This is a genomic window from Acidobacteriota bacterium (assembly GCA_038040445.1).
Lineage (GTDB): Bacteria > Acidobacteriota > Blastocatellia > UBA7656 > UBA7656 > Onstottus_A > Onstottus_A frigus.
The window spans coordinates 54,487-69,990 of record JBBPIG010000019.1 but is presented as its reverse complement, the minus strand read 5'-3'; the positions used below and the strand labels follow the sequence as shown (position 1 = coordinate 69,990).

Annotated in this window: 13 protein-coding genes; 5 read left to right on the top strand and 8 right to left on the bottom strand. The window is 56.0% G+C overall.

Translation table 11 applies throughout. The features are described 5' to 3' along the window. Positions 1 to 132: 132 nt before the first annotated feature. The gene (locus AABO57_19595; protein MEK6287930.1) at positions 133 to 891 is read left to right on the top strand and encodes an SCO family protein; all 759 of its coding nucleotides are present in this window, start codon (positions 133 to 135) and stop codon (positions 889 to 891) included. Between the two features lie 219 nt (positions 892 to 1,110). On the opposite strand, the gene AABO57_19590 is transcribed toward AABO57_19595, so the two are convergent. Next, positions 1,111 to 1,569: a hypothetical protein gene (locus AABO57_19590; protein MEK6287929.1), complete on the bottom strand. Its 459-nt coding sequence runs from the start codon at positions 1,567 to 1,569 to the stop codon at positions 1,111 to 1,113. Positions 1,570 to 2,027: 458 nt separating this feature from the next. On the opposite strand from AABO57_19590, the gene AABO57_19585 reads away from it, so the two are divergent. Continuing rightward, the gene (locus tag AABO57_19585) at positions 2,028 to 3,566 is read left to right on the top strand and encodes a thioredoxin domain-containing protein (protein MEK6287928.1); all 1,539 of its coding nucleotides are present in this window, start codon (positions 2,028 to 2,030) and stop codon (positions 3,564 to 3,566) included. A gap of 213 nt (positions 3,567 to 3,779) precedes the next feature. Here AABO57_19585 and AABO57_19580 read toward each other — a convergent pair whose 3' ends face one another. Then, a complete protein-coding gene (locus AABO57_19580; GenBank protein ID MEK6287927.1) occupies positions 3,780 to 5,759 on the bottom strand; it encodes a hypothetical protein in 1,980 nt (659 codons plus the stop codon). A gap of 367 nt (positions 5,760 to 6,126) precedes the next feature. Here AABO57_19580 and AABO57_19575 point away from each other — a divergent pair, with 367 nt between their 5' ends. Then, positions 6,127 to 6,885: a class I SAM-dependent methyltransferase gene (locus tag AABO57_19575; protein ID MEK6287926.1), complete on the top strand. Its 759-nt coding sequence runs from the start codon at positions 6,127 to 6,129 to the stop codon at positions 6,883 to 6,885. A gap of 39 nt (positions 6,886 to 6,924) precedes the next feature. Here AABO57_19575 and AABO57_19570 read toward each other — a convergent pair whose 3' ends face one another. From AABO57_19570 to thiO, 5 genes are all read right to left on the bottom strand, one after another. Then, positions 6,925 to 7,665 carry a glycosyltransferase family 2 protein gene (locus AABO57_19570; protein ID MEK6287925.1) on the bottom strand — a complete coding sequence of 247 codons (741 nt, stop codon included), beginning with the start codon at positions 7,663 to 7,665 and terminating at the stop codon, positions 6,925 to 6,927. Positions 7,666 to 7,766: 101 nt separating this feature from the next. Continuing rightward, positions 7,767 to 8,795 (bottom strand): Gfo/Idh/MocA family oxidoreductase, encoded by a 1,029-nt coding sequence (locus AABO57_19565; protein MEK6287924.1) that lies wholly within the window; start codon positions 8,793 to 8,795, stop codon positions 7,767 to 7,769. Positions 8,796 to 8,939: 144 nt separating this feature from the next. Continuing rightward, positions 8,940 to 9,488, bottom strand: a complete 549-nt coding sequence (locus AABO57_19560) for an acyltransferase (GenBank protein ID MEK6287923.1) — start codon at positions 9,486 to 9,488, stop codon at positions 8,940 to 8,942. A 267-nt stretch (positions 9,489 to 9,755) separates the two neighbouring features. After that, positions 9,756 to 11,783: a 6-pyruvoyl-tetrahydropterin synthase-related protein gene (locus tag AABO57_19555; protein MEK6287922.1), complete on the bottom strand. Its 2,028-nt coding sequence runs from the start codon at positions 11,781 to 11,783 to the stop codon at positions 9,756 to 9,758. A 301-nt stretch (positions 11,784 to 12,084) separates the two neighbouring features. Then, positions 12,085 to 13,155 (bottom strand): glycine oxidase ThiO, encoded by a 1,071-nt coding sequence (gene thiO, locus AABO57_19550; GenBank protein ID MEK6287921.1) that lies wholly within the window; start codon positions 13,153 to 13,155, stop codon positions 12,085 to 12,087. Positions 13,156 to 13,297: 142 nt separating this feature from the next. On the opposite strand from thiO, the gene AABO57_19545 reads away from it, so the two are divergent. Beyond that, the gene (locus tag AABO57_19545) at positions 13,298 to 14,260 is read left to right on the top strand and encodes a bifunctional riboflavin kinase/FAD synthetase (protein MEK6287920.1); all 963 of its coding nucleotides are present in this window, start codon (positions 13,298 to 13,300) and stop codon (positions 14,258 to 14,260) included. Between the two features lie 342 nt (positions 14,261 to 14,602). Here AABO57_19545 and AABO57_19540 read toward each other — a convergent pair whose 3' ends face one another. After that, a complete protein-coding gene (locus AABO57_19540) occupies positions 14,603 to 14,833 on the bottom strand; it encodes a DUF433 domain-containing protein (GenBank protein MEK6287919.1) in 231 nt (76 codons plus the stop codon). A 166-nt stretch (positions 14,834 to 14,999) separates the two neighbouring features. On the opposite strand from AABO57_19540, the gene AABO57_19535 reads away from it, so the two are divergent. Next, positions 15,000 to 15,488: a (2Fe-2S)-binding protein gene (locus AABO57_19535; protein ID MEK6287918.1), complete on the top strand. Its 489-nt coding sequence runs from the start codon at positions 15,000 to 15,002 to the stop codon at positions 15,486 to 15,488. Positions 15,489 to 15,504 lie beyond the last annotated feature (16 nt).

The window sequence follows — 15,504 nt, the reverse complement described above, 5'->3', positions numbered from 1 at the left end:
AACTACCGCAAGCATGTGCGAGGGGCCCAACCGGGGCCAAGGGTAAGCCCCTCGCGAGATTCTTGGGATTGAAGCCGGATCATCGACAAAACCCGAACAACGGCGAAAAGACCAGGAACAAGGAGCAGGAATATGAAGGTCGGAATCACAGCTACACTCATGCTTTCCATCATGCTGGTAATCGGCGGGCTCGCCGGCACGAGCCTGGCGCTGGCACAAAAACCTCAAGCCAAACAGACGGCAGCCCGCTACTACTGCGTGATGGACCCTGATGTGAAATCCAACAAGCCAGGAAAGTGTCCGAAATGCGGGATGGATTTGAGACTAACTAAGAGCGATAGCGATTCAGCTCGGAAAGATAACAGCTCGCCGACTTCTAATGCGGAGCCCGGCTCGGACATCAAGCTCCAGATTCCGGACGTGACTGTATACGATCAGGATGGCAAGAAGCTGAAGTTCTTCACGGACATAGTGAAAGACAAAACGGTCGCGATCAATTTCATCTTTACGACTTGCACGACGATCTGCCCGCCGCTGGCTGCTACGTTTCGCCGGGTTCAGCAAGAAATGGGTGATCGCGTAGGCCGCGACGTAATATTGATCTCGATAAGCGTCGATCCGGTGATCGACGTGCCGGAGAGGCTGAAGGCATTTGCCGCGAAGTTCAAAGCTGGGCCGGGATGGATCTTCGTCACCGGCAACAAGCACGAGATCGACCTCGTATTGAAAGCGCTCGGCGCGGCAGTCTCAGATAAGACCGATCACACGCCGATGGTGCTCGTGGGTAAGGAGGCGGCCGGCTATTGGACCCGGACCTATGGGCTCGCGCCCGCGTCGGTCCTTGTTAAGGTGATAACCGATGCGGCGAGCAAAAGCGGCGAGCGCTTCTAGTAAGTGAAGTATGGGCTATAGTGTACGGGCGGTCCTGGCCCCCCCCCGACAGCGACTTTGATCAGGATGCGCTTGCGGTCTCGCGGTATCAGTCGAAGATCTACTCAATGCACATGTGAAGATGGCTGTCGCATCTGCCAAAATCAAAGCCATCATCTTGCCGGATCGACAAAGAGGCTGGGCTCGATTGAGCGGAAGCCGGGGTGGGACGAGACGGACTTAGCTCCCTTGATTCTCTTTCAGCTCCACACCCTCCAGGATTATCAGCGCCCCGACCAACTGATCGTCACCTACGCGGTCATCGCCGATTAGTTTCATGATCCTCAGCAGCTTTTCCCTTGTCGTCAGCTTCGCCAGTTCCATAAGCCTGGCCCGTTTCTCTTCGTCTGTCGTTAACCCGGTAGTCATTGCATCCTGAGGATCACCATTCGATTGTTTGGGCATTTTGTTCTTCCACTCTTGCAAACTGAGCACGCGCGCCGGTTGGCTGGCCGGAGACGACTGGACAGCGAAGCTATCGCCTCGCTCGGGCACAGGGAGGCGCACAAGGTTATTAGCTTCGGGTATCTTCTGTCTAAAAACTACCACGGATCGAGGCGCGCGCCATCCCGTGAGTTCTATCTCATCACGAGTCTCGCGGCACTCAGGATACGCACTCGCAAAAGGCGATGCAAGCACAATTTGAGAAACGCTCCTGGCCTCTTCGAGCCTCCCACTTCACAGAGCTCTAAAGACTGCATCGCTCGAGCTCTATATCTCGGCGAGGGCGGGTAAGATCTCAGCAAACCCTACAAACCTGTCGCCTCTAGATCTGCACTAAGAACTGAATTGTCGATGTGTTCTTGACAACGCTAGTCTCGAACGATGAGTTACTCGTGGTCAACTACACTCAGATGAGAGTCACCGGCGTCCGTTTTGACGGCTGCGCGCGGGGGCTGCCAATCCGGGAGTAACATCCAGGCTCTGGGCGGGCTCTGGGCGCTTGCCAGGTAGCTGGCACAACTGCAAAACTCTAAGATCAGCATGACAGTGAACCAGGGGTTATGAGTCAATGGGCTACGGTTCGGTTGGGTTCGTAGCTGTTCTTCAGCCGCCGCGAGTTCAAAGCTATCGTCACCCGTTTATTTGGAGGCTCGATGAGAAGCGTCTCACTATTACTGGCCGTTGGAGCGATGCTCGTTGTGGTTGTGCGACCGAGCGCGGCGTTCCCAGACGCCCGGCAGGCCGCTAGCCAATCAGTTCCCGCCACGCAGTCCAAGCCTGCTGAGAAGAAAGAGGATTGCGGGTGTGAAGTGAAGGCCCCGCCGGACGTGCTCGCCGTAGTCAACGGAGTGAAAGTCGCGGCCAAGGATGTGGATGAGCGACTCAAGGACCGAATTCAGGAGCTACAGAATCAGGTGATCGAAGCGCGAAGGCGGCAGCTTGATCTGGAGATCAATAGCCGCCTGCTGGAGGGAGAAGCGAAGCGACTTGGTATTACGCCTGACGCCCTGCTCGAGCGCGAAGTCTCTCAAAAGATCAAGGAGCCGACAGACGCTGAAGCGCGAGCCTTCTACGAGCAGAACAGGAGCCGGATTCAAGGTGAGTTCAACGAAATCAAAGACCAGGTCATAAGCTACCTTCGAACCCAGCGGCAGCAGGCCGAAGCGAAAAAGCTTGCGGACCGTTTGCGCGCCGGGACGCAGGTGAAGGTGCTCGCCGTTAGCGTTACCCCGCCGGAAACCGATGCCGGCCGCGCGCGTGTATTTGCGACCGTCAACGGCAAACGTATCACATCGGGTGATGTGGAGGACGCGTTGAAACCGCTGATATTCAGCGTTCAGGAACAAGTCTACTACCTGCGCAAGACCGCGCTTGACGTGAAGATCAACGACCTGCTTCTAGCCGAGGAAGCCAAGAAAAGAAATATTACCAGCGAGGCTTTGTTCGAGGCCGATGTGCTGCCCAGGCTCAAGCCGGTGACTGAGGAGGTCGCTCTCAAATTCTACGAAGAGAATAAGAGCAGGTTGGAAGGCGGCTTCGACAAATTGCGGCCGCAGATCATGGAGTACTTGCAGAACCGCGAGCAGGCCAGGGCGGCGGACGCTTATGCTGAACTGCTAAGAAAGGGAGCTACGCTACAAGTATATCTGAAGCTGCCCGAGTCTCCGGTGTTCGACATTGCGATCGAGGATCGGCCGTGGAGGGGAGGAGTCAATGCCGCGGTCACGATAGTAGAGTTCACGGATTACGAATGCCCAAGTTGCGCGGCAACACAAGCAGTGTTGGAAGAAGTGGCGAAGGAGTACGGCGACAAGGTAAAACTTGTGGCGCGCCACTTCCCTCTTGATATGCACAAACATGCCTTCAAAGCTGCCGAGGCCGCTGAGGCTGCGAGAGAACAGGGCAAGTACTGGGAGTACGTGACAATCCTGTTTACGAATCAGAGGGCCCTCGAAGTCGAGAAGCTCAAGGAGTACGCCAGCCAGTCAGGGCTCGATCGAAAAAAGTTTGATGCCGCGCTGGATTCGGGGAAGTTCTCCGACCGGGTGAAGCGCGATATGGCCGACGGGGACAAGATCGGAGTGGATTCGACACCTACTGTGTTCATCAACGGGAAGCTTGCACGGGAGAAAACCCGCGAAGCCTTGAAACAAGCCATAGAGGCCGCTCTCAAGGATGCGGTCAAAAAGTAAAGGTTCAGAGTTCAGGGTTCAGAGTTCAGGGTTCAGGGTTCAGGGTTCAGAGTTCAGGGTTCAGAGTTTCTGGTTTCTCATTTCTCGGTTCAGGTTCGGCTTCAGTTTCGCGATTGGGCTATTGGTAGTACAGAGCCCTGAAATCTAATCGGACCAAGACCAGAAACCAGAAACCCTGAACCCTGAACCCTGAGCCCGAAACTCTTAACCCGTTCAGCTTTGCGGCGATTGGGTTTGCAACCGCGCGCGCATATCTTGAACATCCTTACTCACCTTTAAGGCGTCGGGCGCGTTCGGCTGACGCTGCAAATAGATGCTTAGCTCATCAATCGCTTCTTTGATCTGTCCCCTGGCTTCGTAGATGTGTGCCAGGAACTTATGGGCGTCGATGATGTTGGGCTCCAGCTCGAGCGCAGTTTTCAGAAACCTCATACCCTCGTTGTCGTTGCCTTTCTTGACGAGCGTCGCGCCGAGGTGAAAGTTAATCATAGCGTTGTTTGCGTTGTAGCTCAGCCCACGCTGAAAGCACGCGATGGCTCGGTCGTAGTTCTTCAGCCCGGTGTCGAAGGTATGTATGCTGCCGAGCGTGTCCCACAACGGCGGAAAGTCCTTATTGATAAGCAAGCCCTTCTCACAAAGCGCCAGCGCTCGGTCGAGGGGAGCGCGGTCAACAGCGGTCGGGCTTGCCGACGCCTGTTGCTGGCACAACAGCACGTAGACTGCCGCGAGGTTGCCTATGACGATCAGGTTTTCGGGATTCAGCTTCATATAAGCTTCGAGTTCCTCTCTGGCCTTTGCGTAATCGCCCCGGGCGATGAGCTTGTGGGCAAGAATGTAGTGCGGCATCTCCTGCTCCGGAGCTGTCTCGACTCCACTAAACCAGATCGTCAGATCATCCTTCCAAGCCGTGTTTTGGGCCAGGCTTTTTCCACCAAGCAAGGCAATCAATAGAGCCGCCCCAGCGGTTTGCGCCGTCCGGCGATTTCCGAGCGGAAGCCATTTCTCGATGGGGATCTTTGTCAGCGCCATAGCCACGAGCAGCGAAAATCCGATTGACGGAAGGTAAACGTAGCGCTCCTGCACCAAAAAGTCTTCGACAAACGCGCTCAGGTTCAGCACCGGGAGCAGATTGATGCCGAACCACAGAATGCCGAATCGCGCGACCGTTGACCTTCGCAATTGCCATAGCCCAAATGCCAGACCGATCAGCCCCACGAAAGGCAAGATAAACTTAAGCTCGAGCGGGCTGTTGACCATATAGGTCGCGTGGAAGAGCGTCAGATCAACGGGCCAGATCAGAAGCCCGATGTATTTCCAAATGACCAACGGGATCGTCAGCAGGATCTGGTAAACGGGATATGACTTGAAACCGCTGTTATTGAGCGCAAACCCCAGCGCGTAGTATCTCGCCCCGAAGTAAGCCGCCGAGACAACGAGAAAACACACCGTGTATTTGGCGGCAGGTTTGATCCTGGCGCGCACGCTCTGGTCCTGATTGATTATGAACAGCTCATAGGCGCCGATGAAGATCGGCAGCGCGACCGCGGGCTCCTTGGTGAATGCTGCAAGAAGAAAGAGCCCAAGCGAACCCGCAAGAAGCTTCGTGTTCCGCTCCTCGCGGTAACGCATGTAGAGATACAAGGACGGCAAGACAAAGACAGCCAGCAGCGGGTCAGTCACTCCGCTCACCCAGGCTACAGATTCACTGCGAAACGGGTGCACCGCAAACAGCAACGAGGCGATCGCTGAAAGCCGCAAGTCCCTGGTGACTTTTTCGAACAACAAAAACACGAAGTACGCGGCCAGTGTATGCAGCATTATGCTAAACAAATGCCATCCTGGGGCTGAGGTCCCGAAGAGCTTCCACAGAATCATCAGGTAGACCATTACAACCGGGCGATAGTATGGGGTCGACGGTTTGTCTTGCTGGTTTGGATCCTGGTCTTGCTGCGATCGCCAATACCAGGCTTCGGTGACCAGGGCTTTCGGAACGTTTCCGAGGTCGCGAATGAAGGGGTTGTTCAATATCTGAGTGGTGTCGTCGTAGGCGAAGCCATTCAATATCGAATTGGAAAAGGCTAAGAAGGTTACTCCCAGGATCAACCCGATAATCCAATTGCGGGTCAACGTCGTCGCTGATTTGGACTGCTGCCGTTCGGCTTTCTTAGGGCGAGTGCGATTCTTCTTGCTCATTGAGGAAGCTCGAGATTCCTTGCATTGTGATCGGGTGAATTTGACTAGCAATGATCTAAAGTGCAGAAAATGTTATCGTGCGCAGTATTCACTGTCAACCAACGCCTACCTCAGAAAGAACGCCGGCGAAATAGTTTGGCTCGTCCAGCCAACACCTTTGAGTGCCGGGGCGCCAGGCTTGACGAACTCGCCACCTCCCAATAAGGTTCCAGCGATGCCTAAAGATTCCGGCTCACCGCGCGAAGCGTTCATCCCACTGGACCCTCAGCACAACCACGATCGCAGTAGTTTCGAATCGAGCCCTGTCCGGTAGCCGGCGAGGGCTTGTAACAGAACTCTTACGGGAGCATCGGAGAATAATCGATAGATGAACATCGCCGAATACGCTGAGATGCATAAGATCGAGAGCTTCTACTGGTGGTTCGTCGCCCGGAGGCGCTTGCTTGAATCGCTCGTCGAGGAGCTCTCACGCGAGTTCAAGCAGAGCACTATCCTCGACGTCGGATGTGGAACCGGCATGAATTTTTCAGTGCTGGCGAAGTACGGCGACACGTTCAGCAGCGATGCTTCAGAAGAGGCGCTCGGTTTCAGCAAAAGCCGTGGGATCGACGGGCTGGTCCGGTCTCACGTTGAATCGCTGCCGTTTGTGGCTTCGACTTTCGATCTGGTCACTGCCCTGGACATGTTGGAGCACGTAGACGACGATCTTCGAGCGCTCGATGAGCTGTTGCGGGTCATGAAAGAAGGCGGCGTGCTGGTAATCACGGTCCCCGCTTATGGCTTTCTCTGGAGCGAGCATGACGAAGCGCTGCATCATCGCCGCCGTTACGCCGCTTCAGAGCTGCGCAACAAACTCACGAACGCGGGCTTCTCGGTGGAGCGAATCACCTACTACATAACCTTTCTTTTTTTCCCGATCTTGTTTATGCGATTTGCGCAGAGCGTGTCGAAGAAATCGATTCACGCAAAGACCTCACACGTCGTCCTCCCTGGATGGCTCAACTCGCTTCTTATTGCGATCCTGGGGTTCGAGCGCTTCCTTCTGCGATGGATGAATTTTCCGTTCGGAGTATCGATTGTGTGTCTCGCTCGAAAGCCGCCACCCGCGAGCTCGCGGCAGGTCTAGCCCGGGCGCTCGCAGCGTCGATCGAGCGAGATCAGCCGGTCACTGAGCCGGGCTTTGCTTTTCGGGTTTTTCGGAAGAGCGCAGGTCTACCCGCTTGATTCGCAGCGCCCACCAGACGCGCAACACATCTTTGACGGCTTCAGTAACCGCCCAGAAGCTAACGCCTCGCGCGTGGCCGGCCCCGCGCTCTTCAACTTCCACCGGGTAGCTGGCGATGCGATAGCCTGCCCGCGCGGCGCGTATCAGGCGCTCCGCCTCGGAAAAAGGAGAACGCGACACAAGCGCGAAGCGCTCGACTATTTCGCGGCTGACAAGCTTCACTGCGCCAGCGTCGTAGGTCCTTACCCCGAACAGAACCGTGGGCACGATGTTGAACACCCAGGATACAAAACGCCGGGCGGGTCCATAGTGCTTATCTTTTCGGGAGGCGATGACGATGTCGAAGTCTCGGGTGAGTGGGAGCATATCGAACAGAACACTGGTCTCCCACTGCCGATCAGTTGAGTTGAGGAACACGAAGTCTTTGGTGGCTTCGCGGTACAATCGCTCGAAGGTTGCGCGAATTCCAAGGTTGCGCGGATTGTGGAGTACTCGGATTTGCGGCAGACGGCCAGCCACCTCTTCGGCGATGCGTCCAGTACCGTCTGTGCACCCGTCATTGCAGACCAGGATTTCGTACTCCAGCCCGGACGCGCGCAGAAGTTCGTGCGCCTCATTCAACACACGTTCGATTGTGGCTTCCTCATTGTAGGCTGGAAAGCAAACAGAGACGCTGCGCAATCTGAAGTTACTCCTTCGTCCGAGCTTTGCGAGAATCAGTGCGAAGAGCCTTGAGAAAGACCCTGCGAGAATGACAGCCGCCATGCGTTAGCGCTAAGGAATCACTCTGCTTGCTCCGAACGTGGAAGCTCCACAAGCTGGCCGCGTGCGCTCATAGACTTCTCGGCAGCCTCGAGCAGGCGCACTACTCTCAGGCCGGCATCCCCATCGGTTACCGGGCGCTTATTGTTCTCGATGCAATCGATGAAATGCCGCGCTTCTGTTTGAAGGCCCTCCGTCTGGTCCAGCTTCGGGGCCCACATGTCGCCGGAGCGATAGCTAACCAGCAGCTCATAAACTTCTTCATGCAAGGGCGAAACGCTCACACCCTTGTCGTAGATCTTGATCTTCTCGCTGGGCTCCAGGTCGTCATAGACAATCATCCTCTCGCTGCCGCCGATGAGCGTACGTCTGATCTTAACCGGCGCAAGCCAGTTCACATGAAGATGCGCGATCTTGGTATCAGCGAAAAACAGCGTTAAGTACGCAACGTTTTCCGGTTGGCCCGGGATGTGACTGATGCCGGTAGCCGAAACTGCGACCGGCTTACTCGGCAACACGAAGTCCAGTATCGACAGATCGTGCACGGCCAGATCCCAGATTACGTTCACGTCGTGCTGAAACAGGCCGAGGTTCACGCGAACGGAATCGTAGTAGTAGATGTCTCCAAGCGCGCCGGAATTGACCATCTCGCGTATCTTGCGGACGGCGCCGGTGTAGACGAAGGTGTGATCGACCATCAACACCAGATTGCGGCTGGCTGCTTCTTCGATCAACTGCGCCGCTTGTTCGGACGTCGAAGCAAGCGGTTTTTCAACCAACACGTGCTTATCGGATCTGAGAGCTTCAATCGCCAGTTCGAAGTGAGACGAGACCGGCGTGGCGATGGCGACGGCATCAATCGCGGGATCAGCCAGCAACTCAGCATAATGCTCCGTTACTCGCGCCGAGGAATAGCGGCGGCGCGCTTCCGCGAGCCGCTCTTCGCGTTTGTCGCATATGCCTACGAGCGACGCGCCTGGGGCTTCAGCAAAGTTGCGGACCAGATTCGGCCCCCAGTATCCGTAGCCGATGACTCCAATGCCGATCATGCTGTACCTCGTAGGGCAGAAGGCGGAAGGCAGAAGGCAGAAGGCAGGAGGCGTAGTTCAATGAACAATAGTGTAGCTCCTGCTCTCTCTCTTTGGCGGGGTTCAGTGCAAGCCTCTGACCTCAGCCTGTTTGCTTGGCCAACCCTATTCTGACCTCCGGCTTCTGCCTTCTGTTTTCTGCCTTTTGCCTTCTGCCTTCTGCCTACTGCCTACTGGGTTCTCCCCTCTGGTATCACCCACAGTCCGAGCAGGAACTCCCGCGACGATAGCGTAGTCGGCAACGTCCCGCGTCACGACCGCGCCTGCGCCGACCAAAGCGCCTACGCCGATCGTCACCCCCGCCAGTATGGTCGCGTTGCTGCCTATCGACGCGCGACGCCTGACCGTCGTGGCGACCAACTGCCAATCAGCGTCCGTCTGGAGGCTGCCGTCTGAATTGGTCGCGCGAGGATACGGATCGTTGGTGAACATCACCCCGTGCCCGATGAAGACCTCATCTTCGATGATCACGCCTTCGCAGATAAAAGTGTGAGACGAAACCTTGCAGCGCGCGCCGACCACCGCATTCTTCTGAATCTCTACAAACGCTCCGATCCTGGTGTCGCGGCCGACTCTGCAGCCGTAGAGATTCACCAGCTCGGGCTGAAATATCTTGACGCCTTCCTCCAGGCGAACATCTGGCGCAATCGGCATATCTGTCCCCTCATAAGAATTCTCAAAGACTTGTAACAGCCGTTTTGCTAGCGATCAAATGGGCACGAATCGGTGCGAATCCGTCAAAGCCGTGTCATCCGTGGTCGATGGTTCGTAAGAATCGCATTGCCGGCGACGCATAGACCACGAATGACACTGATTCGGCGGATTTGCGCAGATACCCCTCTTTCACTAGAACCGAAGTTTAGAATGCGAACCAGAGCACGTCAATCAAAGGGGAAGAACCGCCGGCTCGGTGAGCTATTGTCATCTGATCCATCTCTCGGGCACCCAGCCGTCAAGTGTTACACTGTCGCCTTCAAGGATTCGCACTTTGAGCTTCCCTGAGCCGGCTTCAAGAATGCGAACCCGCGTGTTCTTCTCGACCCGGAATAGTTTGCGCGCTTGAATCAATTCTTCCACGCGTTCGTTATTCCGCATCGCCAGCGCGCTCATCAATTCATCCAATGCTCTTTCATCAACTGCAACGGGTATCGGATTCATGGCGCCGACAAACAATCTCACTTCCGAGTTCGGAGCGATAGCGCGACTTGCACTCTCGGTGGGAGCCTCTCCAGCCGTGAGACCGTCTTCGGACGAAGGTTTGCTCAATTGTTTAACCGCAACGCCGACAACGATGACTGCAAGGACGACGAAGCCGGCCGCGATGAGTCTTGTTTTTTGTCGGGCCACTCGAGGCGAGGTTTGTCCTTCTGTTGTTTCATCGCCGATCACCGGTTCATGGCTTCTTGTCTTGATCCGTGTGAGGTGATCCGCCAAGGCCAACCCGACGATCAGCGCAAGCCCCAGGCCGAAGACGCCCGCGCCAAGCTTCCGGGGAAGAGTGTCGCCAAACCTTGTCTCGATCTTATGCCGGCCCGGCGGCACCGAGATAACCTGGACTCCGTCCTTGTCGCTCGACAGGGGTGCTTCTTCACCGTCGATGCGAGCCGTCCAGCCCGGAAAGTTGTAGCTCTTGAGTCGAAGCTCGGTCGGTTGATCGACTCGAACAGCTATCACACGGTATTGCGGGTCCCAGCGAACTATTTCCGCGGCTCCGCCCTCAGGTGTAATCATCACGCGTTCGGTGTCGGGCAGATATGTTATGAAGGTGGCGTCTCGAGGCGTGTAGTTGCCTTCGAGCAAGCCGACTGTTGACTTGATAGTTGGTTTTGAGATTGGCGGGATGATTCCAAACTTAACTGTTATCCAGAGGTTCACGATCACCACGGCTATGAGTGCCGCGGAGCCAGCCCACCGCGTCTTGCTGCCAATCGCCTTGTATCTCACCAGCCGCTCGGCGGCCGCTCCGGCCAACAGCGATGTGAAAACGCTGGCGACGGCGATCCATCGCCACGGGAAAGCTGCAACTTCTATTTTGGGAATCAGCATCGACGGATAAAGCGACAACGAAGTCACCATGAAAGTTGTAGCAATTCCCAGGATGATCATCAGGCGAGTCTGTTTCTGCGAAGTCGTCTTGTCATCGCGTTGGCCGGTCGAACGCAAGATCACGATGGCAACCGCCAACAGCAGGGCTTGTACCAGGAACAAGTGATTCAGAACGTAGTTGAAAGGATCGCCTGGCGGGAGGAGAAGCAGGTAGCCGCTGTGATATGGAAACAGACCTGAGGTGTTCTCGAAAGCGTACTTCGACTCGACAAGAGCCGGCAGCCAATAGATCGCGCTCAGCAAAAGCCCAATAGCCATCCCGCCTGCTATCCGCAACGTGATTCTCCAATCTCTTTCGCTCACAGCCCAAATGATCGCGTAAAGCGCGAGGGCATAACTCATCAAATAGCTGACCGGCAAATGGGTCAGCACGTAGAGTCCATAGGCCAATCCCATCCCTGCATAGTGACGCGCTCGCCCATCGTTCCCCAACCTGAACGCGAAGTAGAGCACGAGCGGTAGAAAGAGGAACCCCGTAAACTGAGGCATCGCTCCCTGCCAATAGAGATTCAGCAGATGGAAGGGAAGCAGCATGTACAACAAGCCGGCAATACCGCTGGCAAGGCGCCCGTAGAACGCTCGCGATAGCGCGTACATCGCGATGCCCGAGCCGGCGAGCGCCAGAACAGATGCTATGAAAAGAGTAGTCAGCCAATCGAAACCCACCGAATGAATCAGCGAAGCGAGGTAGTAGAAACCGGGCGGGTAAAAATTCGTCCAGGCGTTGCCATAGCCATTGTTCATATCCGACAACCAGCGCGGATAAATGACCCCGGACCGCAGCACCTTATCAAAGTGCTCCATCACAACGAAATGTTCGACCAGATCGTGATACGAAATCACGTTTATGACTTCATTGCCTGGGGAAAACTTGCGCTGAGCGAAATGGAACGGCGCGATCGCGCACGCAGCTACCGCGAGGGCGGCAAATATCAGGAGCGCCCTTCGTGCGAACGCCCGATGTAGTAGCCCCTGGCGTGAATGGTGCGGCGCCGAGTTCGACGCTATTAGATGATCCGTTGTCACTGATAACCCAACTGTATTTCGGTTTTTCAGGTTAACACTCGCCAACAGCGTTCACAATGTTATGGAGTGGAATCGAAATTAAGGAAGCGCGAAACGCTCAACTGAGAATGGCATCAGTTCACCGGGCGCCCGTCCCAGCGACAAGGCAATCTGCGATAAGGTTGGCGGTGATGGGCGCAAGTAATATCCCGTTTCTAAAATGCCCGGTGGCTAGCAAGAGATTCTCGATGCCGCTTGGCCCAATGATCGGCAGATGGTCGATTGTATCGGGCCTGAGCCCCGACCATGTATCTACTATCTCGAGTTCTCTTAGCGAAGGGACCAATTCCACTGCGGCACTCAGCAAGTTTTTGATGGCATCAACCGTGACAGCTTTTTTAAAGCCCACGTACTCGACCGTTGCGCCGATCAGGATTCGGCCGTCGCGGCGCGGGACAACGTAGACCCGGCTTGAATGAAGCACCCGATTGATATCACCCGCTTGACCTCTTACCGCGATCATCTGACCGCGAGCAGGGATGATGCTGATGTTCAGCCCGATTGGTTCCAACAACGAACTCGACCAGGCCCCTGCGGCTACGACGACCAAACCGGCTGACATTCGCTCGCTGTCACACAAGACACCAATGACCTTTCCGTGGACTGTGTCGAGAGCCGTGACCTCAGAGTCTTCGATCAACCTGACGCCCGCTTGGCGCATCGCAACGTCCAACGCGTCCATCAAGCGGCGATTCTCAACCTGATGCTCCTGTGGCAGGAAAATGGCTCCGGTAGCCGACTCCGTGACAGAAGGCTCGATCTTGTGGATGTCCTCCGCTGACACGAACTCGAGAGGAAGCCCGGCTTCAAGCTGCCACGCCGCCCACCTGGTTTTCTCCTCTTGATCCTCACCCTCGACAAGGACGAACAGCGTCCCCTCGTCTTTGTACTCGACGTCGATGCCGGATGCTTCAGTAAGCTCTTCGGCAAACCTCCGGTACATCGCGCGACTGCGAAGACATAAATCAAAGAACGGTCCCGCGGTCTGCGATTCGCCCTGAGGCGACAGCATCCCGGCGGCCGCCCGTGAAGCCTCGCACCCAACCCCGCCCCGCTCGATGACCGCGACCTTCAGACCCGACTGCGCGAGTCTCCAAGCGATCGAGCACCCGATCACCCCGCCGCCAACTATGATTACGTCCGTTGCCATAGAGCGTCATCGTAGCATCGCGCGAATAAAAGCGGCGAGGCCGCTCGCCGGCCATCGGACCGTGGATGGTTCGCGGTAGCCGCGCTATCGGCTTCGCTCTTTGCGTCTTGGCAGTTAGAATCGATGCGGTCAAGGACTTTGGATGAGAATCTTTCGCGACATAAACGACCGCGAGGTCAAAACGCCAACCGTGCTGACCTTCGGCGTGTTCGATGGACTTCACCTCGCACATCAAATGATAATGCGCCGGGTCGTCGAGCGCTCGCGAGTGCTGGACGTCCCCGCTACCGTTGTCACGTTCGATCCGCATCCGCGAGCGGTGCTGCACCCGGAAACCGCGCCGCCGCTGCTTCAAACATTCGACCAGAAGATGGAAGGCATCGAGCGGCAGGGCATCGATCAAACGGTTGTGCTCGACTTCACGCCTGAGCTCTCCAAGGTGAGCGCGGAAGATTTTCTGCTGAGGTTTATCTTCGGCCGCCTGGACGCGAGAGAGGTCTATCTCGGCCAGGGCTTCGCTTTCGGTCACAATCGGAAAGGCAAATTCGAGCTTCTGAGCCGTATCGGAAATCAACTGGGCCGCGTCACGGAAGAAGTGCCCGAAGTGCTGATTCACAATCACCGCGTAAGCTCGACGATGATCCGGCGGTTGCTGGGCGCCGGGCGCGTCAACCTGGCGCGGCGGATGCTGGGCCGTCCATACGGCATCGAGAGCTGCGTTATCGAAGGCCGAAAGATCGGCAAGACCCAGCTTCGCTACGCGACTGCGAACCTCAAGCCTCACAACATGGTGATTCCGGCGAACGGTGTGTATGTCACCCTCACATTAGTGGAGGGAGTTTGGTGGCAATCGATTACCAACATCGGCCACAAACCGACATTCGGCGGAGAACCTGAGGTGACGGTTGAGAGTCACGTGATGGACTTCGACCGCGAGCTTTACGGCGAGAAGATTCGCGTGCGATTTCTCCATCGGCTCCGGGGTGAAAAGAAGTTCGAGTCGATAGATGCGCTGCGGGCTCAGATCGATCGAGATTACGGCCGGGCGGTGCGCTACTTTGGGATGCAAGGTGTTCGAAACACCGACGGACTGAGCCTTCGTTGACCGGTGTTCCAGCCGCACTTCAAGGGATAGGAATCTCGATGTAACTGCCGGACTTCAAACTTTCTATTGCCTGAACGACGACATCAACATGGGTTCTGATCCGAGGCCAATTCGTAGTTAACAAGACGACGACGCGAATCTTCCATCTGGTCAGATTCTGTTGGTAGCGAAGATTTTGGTCCGTTGTGATGAGAGCATCAAACCCGTCTGCCTCGGCCCGAGTCAGCAAGTCTCCATTTTTGAGATTGCTCCACCCCTTCTCATGCGCTGTCTCAACGATGTGATTAAGCAAATGATTTCTTAAGGGAACGGGAGTCCCTTGATCGAATAGTAGCTTCATTGTCACGCCGCCTGACGGCCTTCTTTCAGACTTTGAATAGTGTATTCGAGGACAGCCTCCACTTGTTCCCTCATAACGCCGGGAAACCACAGCAGAAAATCATCGAGAGAGGCTCCGCCCTCAAGATTCTCGAATAGTGCGATCACAGGCACGCGAGTGTTACGGAAGACCCATGAACCGCTAACCTTCTCCCGGTCTCGCTCGACGGCAGAACAGGAAGACCAATCGATCATAGGTGAACGATACCGTCCCTCATTTCCGATGGCAAGCGTTGCGTGCGTTCAATTCAACTTGTAACCCGCCGAAATCAGTTGTATAAAAACCAAGCCGGTCTTTTGAGCGGAGCAGAATCAACTAGACCATTCCTGATTCGCATTAAAACCAAGCGAGGTGGCTTCAATGAAAAAACCCATTACCCTCACGGTCAACGGCGCGGCACGTCACGACGAAGTCGAGCCGCGTATGCTGTTGGTCCATTACCTGAGAGACGTCCTCGGATTGACCGGTACTCACGTCGGCTGCGAAACCTCGATCTGCGGTGCATGCACGGTCATTCTCGATGGGCAGTCGGTCAAGTCATGCACGATGTTCGCCGTGCAGGCCGACGGCGCTAACGTCACCACCATCGAGGGCATGGCCGCAAGCGGCGATCTGCATCCGGTCCAGGAAGGATTCTGGGAGCAGCACGGTTTGCAGTGCGGCTACTGCACGCCGGGTATGATCATGTCCGCCGCGCAGATGCTGGATCGAAATCCCGATCCGACCGTCGATCAAATTCGTCACGGGTTGGAAGGCAACCTGTGCCGGTGTACCGGCTATCAACACATCGTCGAAGCCGTTCAATACGCCGCCCGCAAGATGAAAGATCAGGCGGCGACCGGAGATTAGAAAGCGAAGGGTGATT

What these genes read in the sequence shown, in the direction of transcription:
- AABO57_19595 (MEK6287930.1), top strand. Translation starts at nt 133, where the DNA reads ATGAAGGTCGGAATCACAGCTACACTCATGCTTTCCATCATGCTGGTA.
- AABO57_19585 (MEK6287928.1), top strand. Translation starts at nt 2,028, where the DNA reads ATGAGAAGCGTCTCACTATTACTGGCCGTTGGAGCGATGCTCGTTGTG.
- AABO57_19580 (MEK6287927.1), bottom strand. Translation starts at nt 5,759, where the DNA reads ATGAGCAAGAAGAATCGCACTCGCCCTAAGAAAGCCGAACGGCAGCAG.
- AABO57_19575 (MEK6287926.1), top strand. Translation starts at nt 6,127, where the DNA reads ATGAACATCGCCGAATACGCTGAGATGCATAAGATCGAGAGCTTCTAC.
- AABO57_19565 (MEK6287924.1), bottom strand. Translation starts at nt 8,795, where the DNA reads ATGATCGGCATTGGAGTCATCGGCTACGGATACTGGGGGCCGAATCTG.
- AABO57_19560 (MEK6287923.1), bottom strand. Translation starts at nt 9,488, where the DNA reads ATGCCGATTGCGCCAGATGTTCGCCTGGAGGAAGGCGTCAAGATATTT.
- thiO (MEK6287921.1), bottom strand. Translation starts at nt 13,155, where the DNA reads ATGGCAACGGACGTAATCATAGTTGGCGGCGGGGTGATCGGGTGCTCG.
- AABO57_19545 (MEK6287920.1), top strand. Translation starts at nt 13,298, where the DNA reads ATGAGAATCTTTCGCGACATAAACGACCGCGAGGTCAAAACGCCAACC.
- AABO57_19540 (MEK6287919.1), bottom strand. Translation starts at nt 14,833, where the DNA reads ATGATCGATTGGTCTTCCTGTTCTGCCGTCGAGCGAGACCGGGAGAAG.
- AABO57_19535 (MEK6287918.1), top strand. Translation starts at nt 15,000, where the DNA reads ATGAAAAAACCCATTACCCTCACGGTCAACGGCGCGGCACGTCACGAC.